Here is a 15,991-nt window from a genome sequence, read left to right as displayed (position 1 = left end):
CCGCCCGCCGGACCCGGGGTGCGAAGGCCGGCGCCGCGCCGTCCCGCCGTCGGTCAGAAGCCCGGCTGTCCTTCCGGCCAGGGGAACTCGACACAGAACTGCCGGTCTTCGATCCACTGTCCGACCCAGTCCCCGAGATCCATGGGGACGCACCAGTCGACGGGGTTCGTCACGACGTCGTCCGGCAGCGGTGAGGGGAGCGGAAGGCCGGGGTCCGTGCCGGCCGGCGGTACGGGCTGCGCCGGGGACGGTCCGGCGGGTGACGGCTCCACGGGTCCGGGCTCGACGGGTGCGGGCTCCGCGGGGCTCGGTACGGCGGGTGCGGGCTCCGCGGGACCGGGCTTCGCAAACAACTTCGAGCGGAACACTTTCGAGGACTGCGGATTGTCTTGGCACTGCCACACCCCGTGCGGGCAGTAGTCTGTGATCGTCTGGTAGAGCGGCTTGTGACGGTCGATCCATTCGAGCATGCGGCGCATGTATTCGGGATTGTCGCCGTTGCGGAAAAGCCCCCACTCCGGATACGAGATCGCCTTGTTGTGCGCCGCGGCGAACTCGACCTGCTTCCGCAATCCGTACGGAGCATTCACCTGTTCGTCGAACGTCCCGCCCGGAGGCTGGTCGTACGAGTCCATCCCGATGATGTCGACCACGTCGTCACCGGGATAGCACTCGGTCCAGGGAATGGCGTCCTGACCGCGATTCGGAGCGAAGTCGAATCGGAACTTCTGCCCGGGGACGGAACGCATGGCCGTGACGATGCGGTTCCAGTACGCCTTCCACGCCTCCGGGTCCGGCGCACAACGGTGCGTGTACGTCGTGCCGTTCATCTCCCAGCCGAGGACGATCACCGTGTCAGGGACACCCGCCTCGACCAGCCGGGTCGCCAGCGTCCGGAAGTGCTTGTCGAAGCTGCCCTGCGCCCCCGCGGCCAGCAGCCCCCTGACCGCGAAGTCCGGCAGCCGCGCCTCGCTGCGCTCCAGCATCGGGACGTTGAGCACGAACATCCGGTCCTCTGCGCCGCGCCGCCAGTCGGCCCAGGGCCGCAGGAACTCCGGCCTGCCCTCGATGTTGGCCCAGCGGTCGCCCGGGAGGTACGTGTGAGCGACCTTCAACTCCCGCCCGCCGAGCCAACGGGACAGTTCGGCCATGCGCTGGATGCCGGGCGGACCGTAATGGAGATAGGCCCCCACGGCGACCGGTGGCTTCCGGGGAGAATCAGGACCGTCGTCCGCGTTGGGGGCGGCGCCCGCCGTCCAGATTCCGGAAACAGTGCTGGATACCAGAAGGCCGGCGGTGACCGTACCGATGCACGTGCCGATGAGACGGCGCCGTTGTGGCATGAATTCCTCCTCTGTGCGGCCCGTTCCGGGATGCAACGACCGTAGGCAGAAAGTCGTACGAACGGGCTGCCCGAAGAGGAGTCGGTAGGCCATTAGCGAAGAGGCGCGCTCCACTCAGGACCAACCAGGTGAAAGATATGACTCGAATGCCGACCATCGACACGGGAGTGCCCGCTCTCGTGCTCCGGCTCGACCGGAATCCCTTTCACCACGGCACTTTGGGAGCCGTCAGATCCCTCGGCCGCGCCGGTGTGGAGGTGCACGCCGTCGTCGAGTCGGCCCACAGCCCGGTCGCCCGGTCCCGCTATCTGCACCGGGCCCATGTCAGACCTGTGGGCGAACTCCGCCCGGAGGACTTCGTCGACCTGTTGCTCGACGTGTCCGACCGGATCGGCCGGCCCGCCGTGCTCGTCGCGATGGACGACCTCGGCGCCCTCAGCATCGCCGCCAACGCCCCCCGTCTCGTCCCGCGGTTCCTCTTCCCCGACCAGAGTGCCGACGCCACGGCGGGGCTCGCGGACAAGGCCGAACTGGTACGACTGTGCGAACGGGCAGGCATCGCGCACCCGGAGACGGTCGTACCGGAGAGCGCCGCGGAGGCCGCCGCCGCGGTACGGCAGCTGGGGCTGCCGGTGGTCGCCAAGTGGAGCAGGCCGTGGCTGCTGGACCCGCGGACCGGCCTGCGCAGCACGAGCCTCGTCACCTCGACCGCCGCGGTGCAGCGGCTGTTCGAGCGCACCGGACAGGCCGGCAGCGCACTGGTGCTCCAGCGGCTGCTGCCCGAAGGGCCGTACTGCGACTGGTTCTTCCACGGCTACTTCTCCCGGCGCTCGGACCTGCTGCTCGGCGGCACCGGCCGCAAGGAGCTCGCCTGGCCGCCCGGGGCGGGGCTGACCGCGAAGGGCAGCTGGCAGCACAACGACGAGGTGCGGGAGGCGGCCCTCAGACTGGTGGCGCACTCCGGTTACCGGGGGATCCTCGACCTCGACTTCCGGCGCGACGCGGCGGGCGGCGCCTACCGGCTCCTCGACGTCAACCCGCGACCGGGCGCTCAGTTCAGGCTCTTCACCGACGAGGCCGGGCTCGACGTCGTGCGGTCCCTCTACCTGGACCTCACGGGCAGCCCCGTGCCGCGGGCCGCCGGCCGGCCCGGGCGGGTCTTCGTGGCGGAGAACTACGCGCTGCTGTCCGCGGTCGCCGGGGCCCGGCGCCGGACTCCCGGACGGGCGGGCGCCGCGCACCGCGGGGTCGAGACCGCCTGGTTCGCCCCTGACGACCTGCTGCCGTTCCTCGCCATGGCCGCGGCCTGGCTGCGACGCGGCCTCGTCAAGGGCGGCGACCGCCTGCTACCGCTGCCGCGGCAGCGGACATCGCCTTCCACCGCCGGACCAGAGGCCAGACCAGAAGGAGCGGGAACCGCATCATGTACGACTTGGCAGTGATCGGCGCCGGACCGTACGGGCTCTCCGTGGCGGCACACGCCGCCGCGGCGGGGATGAACCTGCGGGTGTTCGGCAGAACCATGGAGTCCTGGCGGGACCACATGCCCGAGGGAATGTTCCTCAAGTCGGAGCCATGGGCCTCCGACCTGTCGGACCCGGGCGCCAAGTACACCCTCGCCGACTACGCCGCCGTGCGCGGCTTCGAGGCGGCGCACGGCCGTCCGCTCCCGATCGCCGACTTCGCCGGGTACGGGATGTGGTTCGCCGAGCACGCGGCGCCGCCCGTCGAGGAACGGACCGTCACCCGGGTCGTCCCGTCGGGCCGCTGCTTCCGTGTGGAGACGTCGGACGGCGACGGCATCGAGGCGCGGACCGTGGCGCTCGCCGTGGGCATCATGCCCTTCCGGCGCATGCCGGAGCCGCTCGCGGCGCTGCCCCCGGCCCTCTGCTCGCACAGCAGCGGCCACCTGGACCCGAGCGCGTTCGGCGACCTGGACGTCACCGTCGTCGGGGCCGGCCAGGCGGCACTGGAGACGGCGACCCTGCTCGCCGAACACGGGGCGCGGCCGCAGCTGGTGGCGCGCGCGGACCGGATCCGGTGGAACACCGTGCCCCTGCCGCGGCAGCGTGGACGGCTGAGCACCCTGCGCACCCCGCTCAGCGGCCTCGGCAGCGGCTGGACCACCTGGGCCTGGTCACGACTGCCCGGGGCGGTCGGCCGGCTGCCGGCCGGCCCGCGGGAGCGCCTGACCGCCGGCTCGCTCGGCCCGGCAGGCGCGTGGTGGCTCCGCGACCGTTACGAACAGCGGGTGCCAGAACTGCTCGGACACAGCCTCCGGAGCGCCTCGGTGCGCGACGACGGCCGGGTGCGGCTGGAGCTGAACGCGCCCGGAGGGGGGACCCGTTCGCTCGACACCGGCCATGTCGTCGCGGCGACCGGCTTCGTCCCGGACCTGGACCGGCTGGGCCTGCTCGACCCCGGTCTGCGGCAGGCGCTGCGCAGGGCGGGCACCGGCCGGGCGCCGGCGCTGACCCCGCGGTTCGAGTCCAGCTGTCCGGGGCTGTTCTTCGCCGGTCTGCTGACCGCGCCGACGTTCGGTCCCGCCATGCGGTTCGTGTACGGCACGGGGTTCACCGCCGACCGGCTCGTTGCCGGTGTGCGGCGCAGGCTGCGCCGATGACGGGCGGGACGCCGGGGCGGAGCGCTCAGGCAGGGTGCCGGTCGTAGAGCCAGCCCCTGCGGGACCGCGGGGAGGCGGGCCGGGCGGCCGGTTCCTCCGGGACCGGCGACGGAGGCGGGAAGAGGCTCAGCCTGGTCCACTCCCCGTCCGGCCGGCCCGGCATGGTGCGGCCGGCGGCCGTCCACTCACGCGCCAGCTGGTCGTAGATGGGACTGTTACCCGTCGGCGCGGCCGTCGGATCCGTGCTCGTCTGGACGCGCTGCCATCGAGCCGGCGCGGTAATCCTTGCCATATGACCGCCAACGCGCGGCGGGGGCCGAAGTCACTGCCGGGGCCGGGTGGTGGGGGACGCGTGGAACGGCCTTTCGAGCCGGTGCCCCGCTGCGGCGAGATTCACCCGTACGACCCGGGGCGCGCCGCGTCCGATCACCCTCGCGGGAACCGAAGATACGCATCAATGCGCGCCGGATACGCATCAACGCGCGCCGCGGAAAAGGGGATCGATGCGACACAAGGCGACCGTACTGGTGCCGGCGCTCCTTCTGGGCCTCACCGCATGTCAGAGCACCGGCGGCAGCGGGCGGGAGCCGGCGCCCGGGGCGTCCGCCGGGGCGCCGGTGACCGCCACCGGCATCGGCGACACCGCAGACATCGGCGGCGCACGGTTCGGCGAGCACCTCCGGGTCCTCCTGCGCGGGTTCGTCGACCCGGCCGTGGCGACGGGGACCGCCCCGCGGCCCGCCGCCGGACACCGCTGGGTCGGGGTGGAGCTGAACCTCGCCAACGTCGGCGGCACGGCCCACGAGTCGCCCCTCGGCAGGACGTGGGTCGTCGACGACCGAGGGGAGCGCCACCCGGCCGTCCGCTCCGGGGAGCTCACCACCGGCTTCCCGCTGAAGGTACGGACACTGCCCGTCGGCGAACACGCCGACGGCTGGCTGGTCTTCGAGGTGCCCTTCGGCTCCCGTGCCGTGGGGCTCGACTGCACGGTCGGCGGCGAGCGGCGCAGCTGGCGACTGTGAGGGAACGGCGGCGGGCCCGCGCCGGACGCGGCGAACGGCACTTTGGAGTCCGGTTCCCCCGTCCAGGTGAACGAGGGCCGGACGGCGGTGTGCCCGCCACTAGGGTGCCGAGCCATGACCACAGCGAACACCCCCCGATCCGCCGTGAACCGCAGCCGGTTGGGCACGCTCTCCCTGCTCGCATGGACCGGGGATCCCGCTCAGGGACATGACACGCCCTACCTGCTCACCTACTCCCTCGGCGACGGCGTCGACGGGCCGGCCGCGGGGGAGGAGGCCGCCCTGGCGATGATCGCGGAGCTCGGGCTCACCGTCGGCGACGAGATGCACGACCACACGCACGACGGCTCGCACCCGATCCAGCTGCTGGTCGAAGGCGGCCAGGCCGTCGTCAACATGCCGTACCTCAAGGCCCAGTGCCCGGCGCCGCCCGAGTGGCTGGCCGCCGCGGACCGGCGCGGCCACGTCCACTTCATGATCGCGAGCCGCCCGTGGCCGGAGGGGAGGCCGGGCGAGCCCGTCAGCGACGAGGCCTTCCAGTCCTTCCTCGGCGACGAGACCACCCTCGTCAGCTCCGCGCACGTACTGCTGCCCGTGTCGCGGCTGCGCGGCTGACCCTGGCCCTCCGGCCCGGGCGTGGCCCTGGTCAGGAGGCTTCGAAGGCGAAGGGGAGCGACCGGACGCGGTTGTCGAAACTGGAGTCGACCAGGCACGGCGCGCCGACCGTCCGGACGCCGCCGGCCTTGGTGAGCAGTTCATGGAACAGGGCCTTCATCTCCTGCCTGGCCAGGTGCGCCCCGAGGCAGTAGTGCGGGCCGCCACCGCCGTACCCCAGGTGCGGATTGGGGCTGCGGGTGATGTCGAAGACGTCCGGGTCCTCGAAGACGGCCTCGTCACGGTTGGCCGACGCGTAGAACAGCACCACCTTCTCGCCGGGGCGGAAGCCGCGGCCGCCGAGCACGCACTCGGCGGCCACCGTGCGGCGGAACTGGATGATCGGGGTCGAGTGACGGACGATCTCCTCCACCGCGCCGTCCGCGTACCGGTCGAAGTCCGACTCCAACAGCGCCCGCTGCTCAGGGTGTTCACTGAGCAGCGAAAGCCCGTGTGCGATCGCGTTGCGCGTCGTCTCCACGCCCGCGACCAGCAGCAGTGAGAAGAACGCCCCCAACTGCCGGGAGTTCAGCGCCTGGCCGTCCACGTCCGCGCACACCAGCGCGGAGATGAGATCCCCCGTGGGCCGGCGGCGCCGCTCACGGGCCAGGCCCGCCATTACCAGCTGCATATGGGCCAGGGCGCGCAGTCCGCGTCCGGGCATCCGGAGCCGGGACCGCAGGCCGCGCTGCACGCCGACGTTCTCCGAGGCCTGGTCGATCCGGGCAGCGATCTCGGCGCGCGCCTCGCCCGGGACGCCCATCAGGTCGCAGATCACCTCGAACGGCATGCGCGAGGCCACCGCAGGGACGAAGTCCCGCGGCCGGCCGGCCAGCATCTCGCCGACGATGCGCCCGGCGACCTCCCGGACGTTGTCCTCGGTGGCGGCGAGCAGTCTCGGTGTGAACGAACGGGCCACGATCCGGCGCAGCGTGGCATGTTCCGGACCGTCCATGTTGACCATGGAGTTCCCGAAGAGAGCCTTGGCCCAGGGGGCCGGCTCCGGCGTGGTGACGCCCGGCGCGCTGGTGAAGTCACGCGGCCGCCGGCTGGCCTCCGCCACATCGGCGTGCCGGACCAGCGCGTAGAAGCCGGGACGCTCCCCGAAGCGCACCGGTGCGTCACGCGCGCGGAGTTCGGCGAAGGCGGCGAGCCGGGCAGGGCGCGGCAGCCGCCAGAACGTCGGGTCGGACAGATCGGTCTCGGGTGCGGGTGCGGCCGGTCGCGAAGCGACCCGGCCGGGAGTCTCCCTGGCCACGGCAACCTCCAGGTGCTTGAGGCCACATGCTGGCCCATCGAGGCGTCAGCACGCGTCCCGACATTGCTGCGGACGGGCGGAATTTGCACGGGTTCGGCCGTCCGGATCGTTGTGGCAGTACGACGGAGACTCCGTTCGGCACATGAGGGGACGTACACAGCGATGAAGTTGACCACCCGGGGAACTCTGGCGGCGGTACTGGCATGCGTGGGCACGGCCGTGGCGGCCGCACCCGCGGTCGCCGGGACGTCCGTGCCGGTCGTCCTGCCGCTCGAGAGCCTGGAGACGGCGGTACCGGTGGAGACACCGGACCTGAGCACCGGTGTGCCGGTCCCCGTGCCCGGCGCGCCCGAAGGGCCGCGGCACGTGACCGGAACCCTGCTGCCGCAGGGCACGCTGCCGGCGGTGCCCGTCAGCAGCGAACTGCCCCGGACACTGCTGGAGGTCCCGGTGGAGAACCCGCTCGGGGAGGGCAACCTCGGCGTCGCGGAGGTGCTGGCACAGGAGTCGGACGTGGAGCTGGCGAGCCCGGGTGCCTCGCTCGGCGCGCCCGTGACCGCGCCGTCCGGCGAAGGGTTCGGCCTGCCCGAGCCCACGCTGCCGGAGGCCGCGCTGGTCGCACCGGTGCTCCGGGCCGCGCCGACCGGCACCCTGCTGTTCCGCTAGCCGCCACGGCCGCTCCCTCCGGTGGCGGAGCAACCCTTTGACGGCGGCGTCGTTGTCACCACGAGAACCGCTGTCGACACGGCGTCGCGGTACGCCGCGGGCGACAGCGGTCATCACGTGAGGACACCGACGGAGGGGCGATGCCATGAGGACGGGCACCCGGGACGCCACCCGCGGCGGAGCGCGGACGGGCGGCGGATCTCCCGCCCGTCGACTCGTACTTCGGGCCCTCGTCACGGTCGGGGCCGTCGCCGGCACGGCCGGGGCGCTGCTGCCGCTCCTCGGGCGCGGCGGGGAGAACAGGGAGTCCGGCCGGAACAGGGCGGCCACGAAGCGGTCGCTGGAGCGGTTCGCCGAGACGTACCAGGGCCGGCACATCCAGGGCAGCGCCACCGTGATGGTCCCCGCCGGTGAGGAGGGCCGGCACCGGAACGGGGAGGACGCCGACCGGGTCCGCTCCGGCCCGCCGGCCGGGGGCGCCCGGCCGGTGCCGAGCGTGGAGGTCCGCATCGACGGCCGGCCACTGCACGTCATGCGGCGCGCCGACGGCACGTACCTGAGCCTGGTCAACCACTACGAGTCGTTCCCGACGCTGCGGGACGTGGCCCGCGCCGCCGTCGACGAACTGGGAGACGCCCAGCTCTCCTTGACGCCCATGACCGCCATGCACAGCGCCTGACCAGGAGGGCCGGCACCCCGTGTACACCCGCAAGAACCAGCGGAACCTGACCCGTTCCGAGAAGCGGCGGCTGGTCGGGGCGCTGCTGGGGCTCAAGCGCTCCGGCCGGTACGACGAGTTCGTCAGGATGCACGGCGAGTACTACGTCTCCGACGCGGAGGACCGTCCGCGTGCCGCCCATATGACGCCGTCGTTCTTCCCCTGGCACCGCAGGTTCCTGCTGGAGTTCGAGCAGGCGCTGCAGGAGATCGACTCCGGCGTGTCCGTCCCGTACTGGGACTGGACGACGGACAACTCGCCGGCGTCGTCGCTGTGGGCCGACGATCTCATGGGCGGCACCGGCCGCCGCGGTGACCGGCAGGTCATGACCGGGCCCTTCGCCCACGTCAACGGCGAGTGGCCGATCGAGGGCGGTGTCTCGGAAGGCGACTTCCTCACCCGCGACCTGGGCCGCCCGGGCGATCCGGTGTCGCTGCCGACGAAGGCCGATGTCGCACAGGCGCTGGACGATCCGCTCTACGACGCCGCGCCGTGGGACTCCACGGTGCCCCGCGGTTTCCGCAACCGGATGGAGGGCTGGAGAGCCGGCGGCTCCGAACGCTGGCGTCTGCACAACCGGGTCCACCGATGGGTCGGCGGCCTGATGATGAGCGCCACCTCGCCCGACGACCCGGTCTTCTGGCTCCACCACGCCTATATGGACCTGCTGTGGACGCGCTGGCAGGAGGCGCACCCGGGGTCCCGTTATCTGCCGGACAAGGCGCTCGAGCCGTCCGACCCGCAGTACGGGCGGATCTTCTCGGCCGACGATCCGATGCCGCCGTGGGACGTGAAGCCGTCGGCGCTCATGGACCACACACGCTTCTACCGGTACGCCTGACCGGACATCCCTCACGAGCGGCGGGGCCCCGGTCGGCGGGCTCCGCCGCGGGCCCCTCGGGTCCGGACCTCTTCGGGTCCGGCATGCCTCACTGTCATGTCCGGGCGGACATGACTGCGGCCTCCCCCGGAGTGTCGAAGGGGAGGCCGCAGCGTTCCGTGTGGTGGTCAGCCGCCGTAGGCGCCGTGGTCGCCACCGTCGACGTTCGCGCACTGGTTGCCGAAGGTCGGGTTGAGCAGGGCGATGACGTTCACGGTGTTGCCGCACACGTTGACCGGCACGTGCACCGGCACCTGGACCGCGTTGCCGGACACGACACCGGGGGAACCGGCGGCGCCACCGTGCGCTCCGGCATCGGCGGCAGCCATGCCGGCGCCGCCGGCCAGGATGGCACCAGTGCCGGCGACTACGGCGGCTGCCTTCGCGATACGCGACATCAACTTCTCCTTGCGGGACGAGAGTGGGCCGCAGGATTGCGACCAGCACGTTCTCTTCAACGTCGGAACCGACGGGGCGGTAACGGATCAAAATCAAACTTGTCGCTCGATCCGACCAGTCGCCCGGGCGAGCACGGCACCTGAAGCCGATCTTCGATCGTTTGTTCGGTTCCGGAGGTACCGTGAGAGGCATGGCAGCACATCTCCAGGGATCACTCTTCGACCAGACCGACGAGATCCGTCTCGGTCCGCTCGGCGACGCCCGGCGCACCGTGCTCGGTGACGGTGCCTGGATCGACGTTCTGCCCGGCTGGCTCTGTGGCGCGGACGCCCTCTTCGACGAGCTGGTCGGCTCCGTGCCGTGGCGGGCGGAACGCCGGCAGATGTACGAGCGGGTGGTCGACGTGCCGAGGCTGCTCGCGTTCTACGGGGCCGGCGACCCGCTTCCGCATCCCGTGCTGGTGGAGGGGCGGGAAGCCCTGTCACGGCACTACGCCGAGGAGCTCGGCGAGCCGTTCCGCACCGCCGGTCTCTGCTACTACCGGGACGGCCGGGACAGCGTCGCCTGGCACGGCGACACCATCGGGCGCGGCTCGCGCGAGGACACCATGGTCGCCATCCTCTCCGTCGGCGCCCCGCGCGAGCTGGCGCTCCGGCCCCGGCGGGGCGGCGGCGCACAGGTGCGCAAGGCGCTCGGCCACGGCGACCTCATCGTGATGGGCGGCTCGTGCCAGCGGACCTGGGAGCACGCCGTCCTCAAGACGGCGCGCCCGGTCGGACCGCGCATCAGCATCCAGTACAGGCCGCAGGGCGTTCGCTAGCGCGCCTTCAGGGCGTGCGGCGCACGGCGCGGCCGGCGAGCACACCGGTGCGGGCGCCGTCCTCGACGACGAACCGGCCGTCGATCAGCACGTGGGGGATGCCGACGGGCAAGGTGCGCGGCTCGTCGAAGGTCGAGCCCGCCGCCACCGTCAGCGGGTCGAACAGCACCAGGTCGGCGCGGTACCCCTCACGGACCAGACCCCGGTCGGGCAGCCGCAGCCGGGCGGCCGGGCGGGACGTCAGATGGGCGACGGCCTCCTCCAGCGACAGGATGGCCAGCTCGCGCGCGTACCGGCCGAGGTACTGCGGGAACGTGCCGTAGGCCCGGGGGTGCGGCTTGTCGCCCTGGAGGATGCCGTCGCTCCCGCCGGTGTGGACCCGGTGGCGCATGATCTGAACGACGTTCTCCTCGTGGCCGACGTGCTGGAGGATCGTGGAGCCGAGCCGGTCCTCGATCAGCAGCCGCCGGGCGGTCACCCACGGCGCCTCGCCGCGCTCGTCGGCCGACTGCTGGACGGTCCGGCCGACATAACCCGCGACGGCCGGGTCGCTCACTCCGGAGATCTCGATGGTGTCCCACTCGATCGGGACACCGTGGCAGCCGTCGGAGCCGACGACCTCCAAGTGGTGCCGGATCCTCTCGGCCGTCGCGTCGTCCCGCAGCCGCGCCAGCACCGCGTCGGGCCCGCCCTCGCCCGCCCAGCTCGGCAGCATCGCCACGAGCGTGGTGCAGCCGGGGGTGTACGGATAGGTGTCCAGGGAGATGTCCGCGCCGGCGTCCAGCGCCCGGTCGAGCAGCGCGAGCAGATCCGGTGCCTTGCCCTTGTTCACGCCGAAGTTCATGGTGGCGTGCGCGAGATGCAGGGCACACCCGGCCTCGCGGGTCAACTTCACCATCTCCTCGTACGCCTGGAGCGCGCCGGCGCCGTAGGAACGGTGATGAGGGCAGTAGTAGCCGTCGTACGCGGCCACGACCCGGCACAGCTCGGCCAGCTCCGAGTCGTTCGCGTACATCCCCGGCGTGTACGTCAGACCGGACGACATGCCGACCGCGCCCTGCTCCATGCCCTCGGCGACGAGCTGCTTCATCCGGGTGAGCTCGGCGTCGGTGGCGGGGCGGTCCTCCCAGCCCATCGCGTACATCCGGACGGTGCCCTGCGGGATCAGGTACGCGGCGTTCACCGCGATGCCCTGACCGCCGAAGTTCCGGTCGAGACGGTCCAGGTACCCGCCGACCGAACGCCAGTCGAAGTCGATGTCGGAGCCGTCGCCGTTCCAGCCCGTGATGGCCTTGCGCACGGCGGCGAGGGTGTCGTCGTCCACGGGCGCGTACGACAGTCCGTCCTGCCCCAGCACCTCGAGGGTCACGCCCTGGGCCGCCTTCGCGGAATGGTCCGGGTCGCGCAGCAGGGCGAGGTCGGAGTGGGCGTGCATGTCGATGAAGCCGGGTGCCAGCGCGAGACCGTCCGCGTCGAGGACGCGGGGGGCGGTGGGGCGGTGGCCGGTGCCTTCTTCCCGTATCTCTGCGATACGGCCGCCGCGGATGCCGACGTCGGCGCGGAAGGAGGCACCGCCGGTGCCGTCGATGACGCGGGCGTCGCGGATGACGAGGTGCATGGGGGTGCCTTTCGGGTGCGGCGCGGGCGGGGCGGGTGCGGGTGCGTGGCACCTGCGGCGGGCTGTTCCCCCACCCGCCCCTTCCCGTAACCGGGGGCTCCGCCCCCGGACCCCCGCGCCTCAATCGCCGGCGGGGCTGATTTCGCGGAGCGAAATCCAGCCCGCCCGGCGATTGAGGGCACCGCGCGGAGCGCGGTACGGGGTCCGGGGCTTGCCCCCGGTTACGGGAAGGGGCGGGGTGGGGAAGCGCCCCGCAGGGTCAGAAGAACGTGCGGATGAAGTCCGTCACCGTGCCGTCCCGCTCCACCACCGGAATCAGCTGCCACTTGTCGAACGACGTGCACGGATGCGACAACCCCATCCCCACCCAGTCGCCGACCTCCAGGTCCGCCTCCGCCGTCGTGGCGAGCCAGCCGTGCTGGTCGGAGAGGCCGGTGACGGTGATGCCGTCGGCCGGGCGGATGTCGCCGGTGCGGGCGTCGCGGACGACCTGGGCCTTCGGGAGGTCGATGTCGTACGCGGCGTCCCGCTTGCCCGCGTTGACGAAGGCCTGGTCGGGGGTGGGACGGGAGACGACCTGCGCCCACAGCCGGAACGCGGGCTGGAGCGCGCCCTCCTCGGGGACCCGGTTGAAGGGGGTGAGGTGCCGGTAGTGGCCGTCGTCGTGCGAGACGTACGCGCCGGAACGCAGCAGCTTCAGCACGGGGCGGGACAGCGCGGGGATCTCGGCGAAGACGTCGGCGACCGCGTCGAACCACGCGCTGCCGCCCGCGCTGATCACGATCTCGTCGGTGCCGGCGAAACGGCCCGAGCCGTCGAAGTCGGCGGCGATCGCCACCAGCCGCCGCAGCCAGGCGCGTACCCGGTCGCCGTCGGCCTTCGGGACCTCGCCCTCGTAACCGGCCACGCCGACCAGGCGCAGCGTCGAGGTGGCCGCCACCGCGTCGGCGACCGCGGCGCAGTCCGCCTCCGTGCGGGCGCCGGTGCGGGCCCCGTCGCCGGCGCCGAGTTCCACCACGACGTCGAGCGGGCGCGAGACGCCCCGCAGGGCCTCGTCCATGAGCTCGACGCCGCGGACGGAGTCGACGTAGCAGACGAGGCGGAAGTCCGGGTCGGCGTCGAGTTCGCCGGCGATCCAGCGCAGGGCGGCAGCGTCGACGACCTCGTTGGCGAGGAAGATCCGCCGGATCCCGAAGGCGCGGTAGACACGGGCCTGGTGGGGGACGGCCGCCGTGATGCCCCAGGCGCCGCGCTCCAGTTGGCGTGCGAAGAGCTGCGGTGACATGGAGGTCTTGCCGTGCGGGGCGAAGGCGAGCCCGTGGCGCTCCGAGTACGTCTCGAGCAGGGCGAGGTTGTGCTCGACGGACTCGGCGGACAGCGCGAGGACGGGGGTGGTGAAGCCGCCCGTGAAGAGATTGCGGCGGGAGGCCGCCAGCTCACCGACGGTGAGCCCTTCGGCGTCGGGCGGGAGCGCCTTGAACCGGTGGTCGGCCGGTTCGTCGGCGAGCCGTGCGACGGCGTTGTCGGCAGCCATGGGAGCCCTCCTCAATCGCGTTGCATCATCTGCAACGCCCATTGCGTATTTCGCTTGAGGCTGTCTAACATCCGAGCCGACGCGGGGTCAATGGGCCCGGCGACCGACCCAGCGAGGAGCCCACGCGATCATGACCGCGAGCGTGCACGGACCCGTGGACGTCGTCTGCCTCGGCGAGTCCATGGTCACGTTCCTGCCCACGCAGGCAGGGCGTCTCGCCGATGTGCCGTCGTTCGTCCGCGGCATCGGGGGCGCCGAGTCCAATGTGGCATGCGCCCTCGCCGCGGCGGGACACCGCACACGCTGGGTGGGCCGGGTCGGCGCCGACGGCTTCGGCGACCACCTCGTGTCGGCGATCGCCGCGTACGGGGTGGACACCTCGGCGGTGGCCCGCGACCCGGAGCGCCCGACGGGCGTCTACTTCCGCACGGCCACCGACCGGGCGACGGACGCGCACGAGGTCGTCTACTACCGGGCCGGCTCCGCCGCGTCGGCGATGTCCCCGCACACCGTGCCGTCCGGGGCGATCCGGTCCGGCCGCGTGCTGCACCTCTCCGGCATCACGGCGGCCCTCTCGCCCGACTGCCTCGCCCTGATGCGCGACCTCGCGACCCGGCGGGACGGCGGCCCGCTCGTCTCCTTCGACGTGAACCACCGGCCCGGCCTGTGGGGCGACCCGTCCGCCGCGGGCGTCCTGCTGGAGCTGGCCCGTGGGGCGGACATCGTGTTCGTCGGGGAGGACGAGGCGGAGGAGGCGTGGGGAGTGCGGGGCGCGGACGCGATCCGCGCGGCACTGCCGGAGCCGTCGGTGGTGGTCGTGAAGCGTGGTGCGGCGGGGGCGGTGTCCTTCACCCGCCGCCCGGAACGGCACTCCACCCCCGACCCGGGCGCCGTCACCGATGCCGACACCGTGACCACCGTCCCCGCCCCCCGCGTCACCGTCACCGCCCCCGTCGGCGCCGGCGACGCCTTCGCCGCCGGGTTCCTGTCCGCCACGCTGCGCGGGCTCACGGCCGGGCAGCGGCTGCGGCACGGGCACCTGTGGGCCGCGGCCGCGCTCACCGTCCCCGGGGACCTGGCGGCGCCGCCCGCCGCCGGTCACGCCGACCAGCTGGCCGCCCTGGACGACGAGGCCTGGGGGAGACTGCACCTCGGCCCCGGGTGGACGGGGGAGGACCAGGAGGTACGTACACCATGAGCCAGACCGTCGACCGCGCGTTGAGCATCCTTCCGCTCCTCGCGGAGGGGCCCGCCGACCTCGGACAGGTCGCCGACCGCCTCGGCGTGCACAAGTCCACCGCGCTGCGGCTGCTGCGCACCCTCCACGAGCACGGCCTCGTCCACCGCCAGCAGGACCAGCGCTACCGCCTCGGCGCCCGCCTGTTCGCGCTGGCACAGGAGGCCGTGGAGAACCTCGACGTACGCGAGATCGCCCATCCGCATCTCGTCGCCCTCAACGAGCAGATCGGGCACACCGTCCATCTCGCCGTGTACGAGGAGAGCGAGGTCCTCTACATCGACAAGGTCGAGAGCCGCTACCCGGTGCGTATGTACTCCCGTATCGGCAAGCCCGTCGCGATCACCGTCGCGGCCGTGGCGAAGCTGCTGCTGGCCGACCTGCCGGAGGCCGAGCGGCGCGCACTCGCCGAGAAGCTCGACTTCCCCATGTACACGTCCCGTTCGATCCCGAACGCCGGCGCCTTCCTCAAGGAACTGGCGACCGTGCGCGAACAGGGCTGGGCCACCGACCTGGGTGGCCACGAGGAGTCCATCAACTGCATCGGGGCCCCCATCCGCGGTGCGGACGGCCGGGTCGTCGCCGCCATGTCGGTGTCCGCACCGAACGTCGTCGTCACGGCCGACGAACTCCTCACCCTCCTCCCGCTGGTGCGCCGCACCGCCGACGCCATCAGCCGGGAGTACTCAGGACAAGCACCCCGACAGGAAGAACGCCCATGACCGAGAAGACCGCCCTCACCCCGAGCACCCACACCGCGCCGCCCGCCAAGTTCTCCCACGGCGTGCGCAAGGGCAACATCCTCCAGGTCGCCGGTCAGGTCGGCTTCCTGCCGGCCGAGGAGGGCAAGGCCCCCACCCCCGCCGGCCCCACCCTGCGTGAGCAGACCCTCCAGACCTTCGCCAACGTCGAGGCGATCCTCGAGGAGGGCGGCGCGAGCTGGGACGACGTGATGATGATCCGTGTCTACCTCACGGACACGGCGCACTTCGCCGAGATGAACGAGATCTACAACGAGTACTTCAAGGATCTGACGGTCGCCCCCGCCGCCCGTACGACCGTCTACGTCGGCCTCCCCGCCGGCCTGCTCATCGAGATCGACGCCCTGGCCGTCCTGGACTGATCTTCCTGAACCCGCTGCTTCACGGCACGGCGCTGTTCCCCGGAGCGCCGTGCCGCGCTCCCCCCTTGCCGAAAACAGGCGGAAAGCTCCTGGATC

17 protein-coding genes are annotated in these 15,991 nt (G+C 72.5%); 11 read left to right on the top strand and 6 right to left on the bottom strand.

Annotation, left to right across the window (positions count from 1 at the left end):
- Positions 1–53 precede the first annotated feature (53 nt).
- Entirely contained in the window at positions 54–1,343 is a 1,290-nt protein-coding gene (locus SPRI_RS14140; protein ID WP_037773868.1) for a glycoside hydrolase family 26 protein, read from the bottom strand.
- Positions 1,344–1,480: 137 nt separating this feature from the next.
- On the opposite strand from SPRI_RS14140, the gene SPRI_RS14135 reads away from it, so the two are divergent.
- Positions 1,481–2,785 (top strand): carboxylate--amine ligase, encoded by a 1,305-nt coding sequence (locus SPRI_RS14135; protein ID WP_182327759.1) that lies wholly within the window; start codon positions 1,481–1,483, stop codon positions 2,783–2,785.
- Complete coding sequence (locus tag SPRI_RS14130; protein WP_078951250.1) at positions 2,767–3,966, top strand: NAD(P)-binding domain-containing protein; 1,200 nt, start codon at positions 2,767–2,769, stop codon at positions 3,964–3,966. The genes SPRI_RS14135 and SPRI_RS14130 overlap by 19 nt, the downstream gene beginning before the upstream one ends.
- A gap of 25 nt (positions 3,967–3,991) precedes the next feature.
- On the opposite strand, the gene SPRI_RS38480 is transcribed toward SPRI_RS14130, so the two are convergent.
- Entirely contained in the window at positions 3,992–4,258 is a 267-nt protein-coding gene (locus tag SPRI_RS38480) for a hypothetical protein (protein WP_159039475.1), read from the bottom strand.
- 211 nt (positions 4,259–4,469) lie between these two features.
- Here SPRI_RS38480 and SPRI_RS14125 point away from each other — a divergent pair, with 211 nt between their 5' ends.
- On the top strand, positions 4,470–4,988 hold the full coding sequence (locus SPRI_RS14125; RefSeq protein ID WP_005312732.1) for a hypothetical protein: 519 nt from the start codon (positions 4,470–4,472) through the stop codon (positions 4,986–4,988).
- A gap of 114 nt (positions 4,989–5,102) precedes the next feature.
- On the top strand, positions 5,103–5,603 hold the full coding sequence (locus SPRI_RS14120; protein ID WP_005312729.1) for a DUF5949 family protein: 501 nt from the start codon (positions 5,103–5,105) through the stop codon (positions 5,601–5,603).
- 31 nt (positions 5,604–5,634) lie between these two features.
- Here the strand turns inward: SPRI_RS14120 and SPRI_RS14115 are convergent, their stop codons facing one another.
- Positions 5,635–6,900 carry a cytochrome P450 gene (locus tag SPRI_RS14115; RefSeq protein WP_037773867.1) on the bottom strand — a complete coding sequence of 422 codons (1,266 nt, stop codon included), beginning with the start codon at positions 6,898–6,900 and terminating at the stop codon, positions 5,635–5,637.
- Between the two features lie 162 nt (positions 6,901–7,062).
- Here SPRI_RS14115 and SPRI_RS14110 point away from each other — a divergent pair, with 162 nt between their 5' ends.
- The 3 genes from SPRI_RS14110 (at position 7,063) to SPRI_RS14100 (ending at position 9,125) form a co-directional block, all read left to right on the top strand.
- Positions 7,063–7,566: a hypothetical protein gene (locus SPRI_RS14110; protein WP_005312722.1), complete on the top strand. Its 504-nt coding sequence runs from the start codon at positions 7,063–7,065 to the stop codon at positions 7,564–7,566.
- Positions 7,567–7,711: 145 nt separating this feature from the next.
- A complete protein-coding gene (locus SPRI_RS14105) occupies positions 7,712–8,245 on the top strand; it encodes a tyrosinase family oxidase copper chaperone (protein ID WP_053556978.1) in 534 nt (177 codons plus the stop codon).
- 19 nt (positions 8,246–8,264) lie between these two features.
- Positions 8,265–9,125 carry a tyrosinase family protein gene (locus tag SPRI_RS14100; protein ID WP_037773865.1) on the top strand — a complete coding sequence of 287 codons (861 nt, stop codon included), beginning with the start codon at positions 8,265–8,267 and terminating at the stop codon, positions 9,123–9,125.
- Between the two features lie 167 nt (positions 9,126–9,292).
- On the opposite strand, the gene SPRI_RS14095 is transcribed toward SPRI_RS14100, so the two are convergent.
- Positions 9,293–9,562 (bottom strand): chaplin, encoded by a 270-nt coding sequence (locus SPRI_RS14095; RefSeq protein WP_005312719.1) that lies wholly within the window; start codon positions 9,560–9,562, stop codon positions 9,293–9,295.
- Positions 9,563–9,753: 191 nt separating this feature from the next.
- Between SPRI_RS14095 and SPRI_RS14090 the strand changes: the two genes are divergently transcribed.
- Complete coding sequence (locus SPRI_RS14090; protein ID WP_005312716.1) at positions 9,754–10,383, top strand: alpha-ketoglutarate-dependent dioxygenase AlkB; 630 nt, start codon at positions 9,754–9,756, stop codon at positions 10,381–10,383.
- A 7-nt stretch (positions 10,384–10,390) separates the two neighbouring features.
- On the opposite strand, the gene SPRI_RS14085 is transcribed toward SPRI_RS14090, so the two are convergent.
- Together SPRI_RS14085 and SPRI_RS14080 are read right to left on the bottom strand one after the other, a co-directional pair.
- Complete coding sequence (locus SPRI_RS14085) at positions 10,391–12,001, bottom strand: N-acyl-D-amino-acid deacylase family protein (protein ID WP_005312713.1); 1,611 nt, start codon at positions 11,999–12,001, stop codon at positions 10,391–10,393.
- 259 nt (positions 12,002–12,260) lie between these two features.
- On the bottom strand, positions 12,261–13,535 hold the full coding sequence (locus SPRI_RS14080) for an amino acid deaminase (RefSeq protein ID WP_037773864.1): 1,275 nt from the start codon (positions 13,533–13,535) through the stop codon (positions 12,261–12,263).
- A 130-nt stretch (positions 13,536–13,665) separates the two neighbouring features.
- Here SPRI_RS14080 and SPRI_RS14075 point away from each other — a divergent pair, with 130 nt between their 5' ends.
- From SPRI_RS14075 to SPRI_RS14065, 3 genes are read left to right on the top strand one after another with little or no spacing between them, the layout of a single operon-like run.
- Positions 13,666–14,733, top strand: a complete 1,068-nt coding sequence (locus SPRI_RS14075; protein WP_053556977.1) for a sugar kinase — start codon at positions 13,666–13,668, stop codon at positions 14,731–14,733.
- The gene (locus SPRI_RS14070) at positions 14,730–15,494 is read left to right on the top strand and encodes an IclR family transcriptional regulator (protein ID WP_005312701.1); all 765 of its coding nucleotides are present in this window, start codon (positions 14,730–14,732) and stop codon (positions 15,492–15,494) included. The genes SPRI_RS14075 and SPRI_RS14070 overlap by 4 nt, the downstream gene beginning before the upstream one ends.
- The gene (locus SPRI_RS14065; protein WP_005312698.1) at positions 15,491–15,895 is read left to right on the top strand and encodes a RidA family protein; all 405 of its coding nucleotides are present in this window, start codon (positions 15,491–15,493) and stop codon (positions 15,893–15,895) included. The genes SPRI_RS14070 and SPRI_RS14065 overlap by 4 nt, the downstream gene beginning before the upstream one ends.
- Positions 15,896–15,991: the final 96 nt, after the last annotated feature.

The organism is Streptomyces pristinaespiralis (assembly GCF_001278075.1).
GTDB lineage: Bacteria > Actinomycetota > Actinomycetes > Streptomycetales > Streptomycetaceae > Streptomyces > Streptomyces pristinaespiralis.
This window is presented reverse-complemented; position numbering and strand designations above follow the sequence as displayed.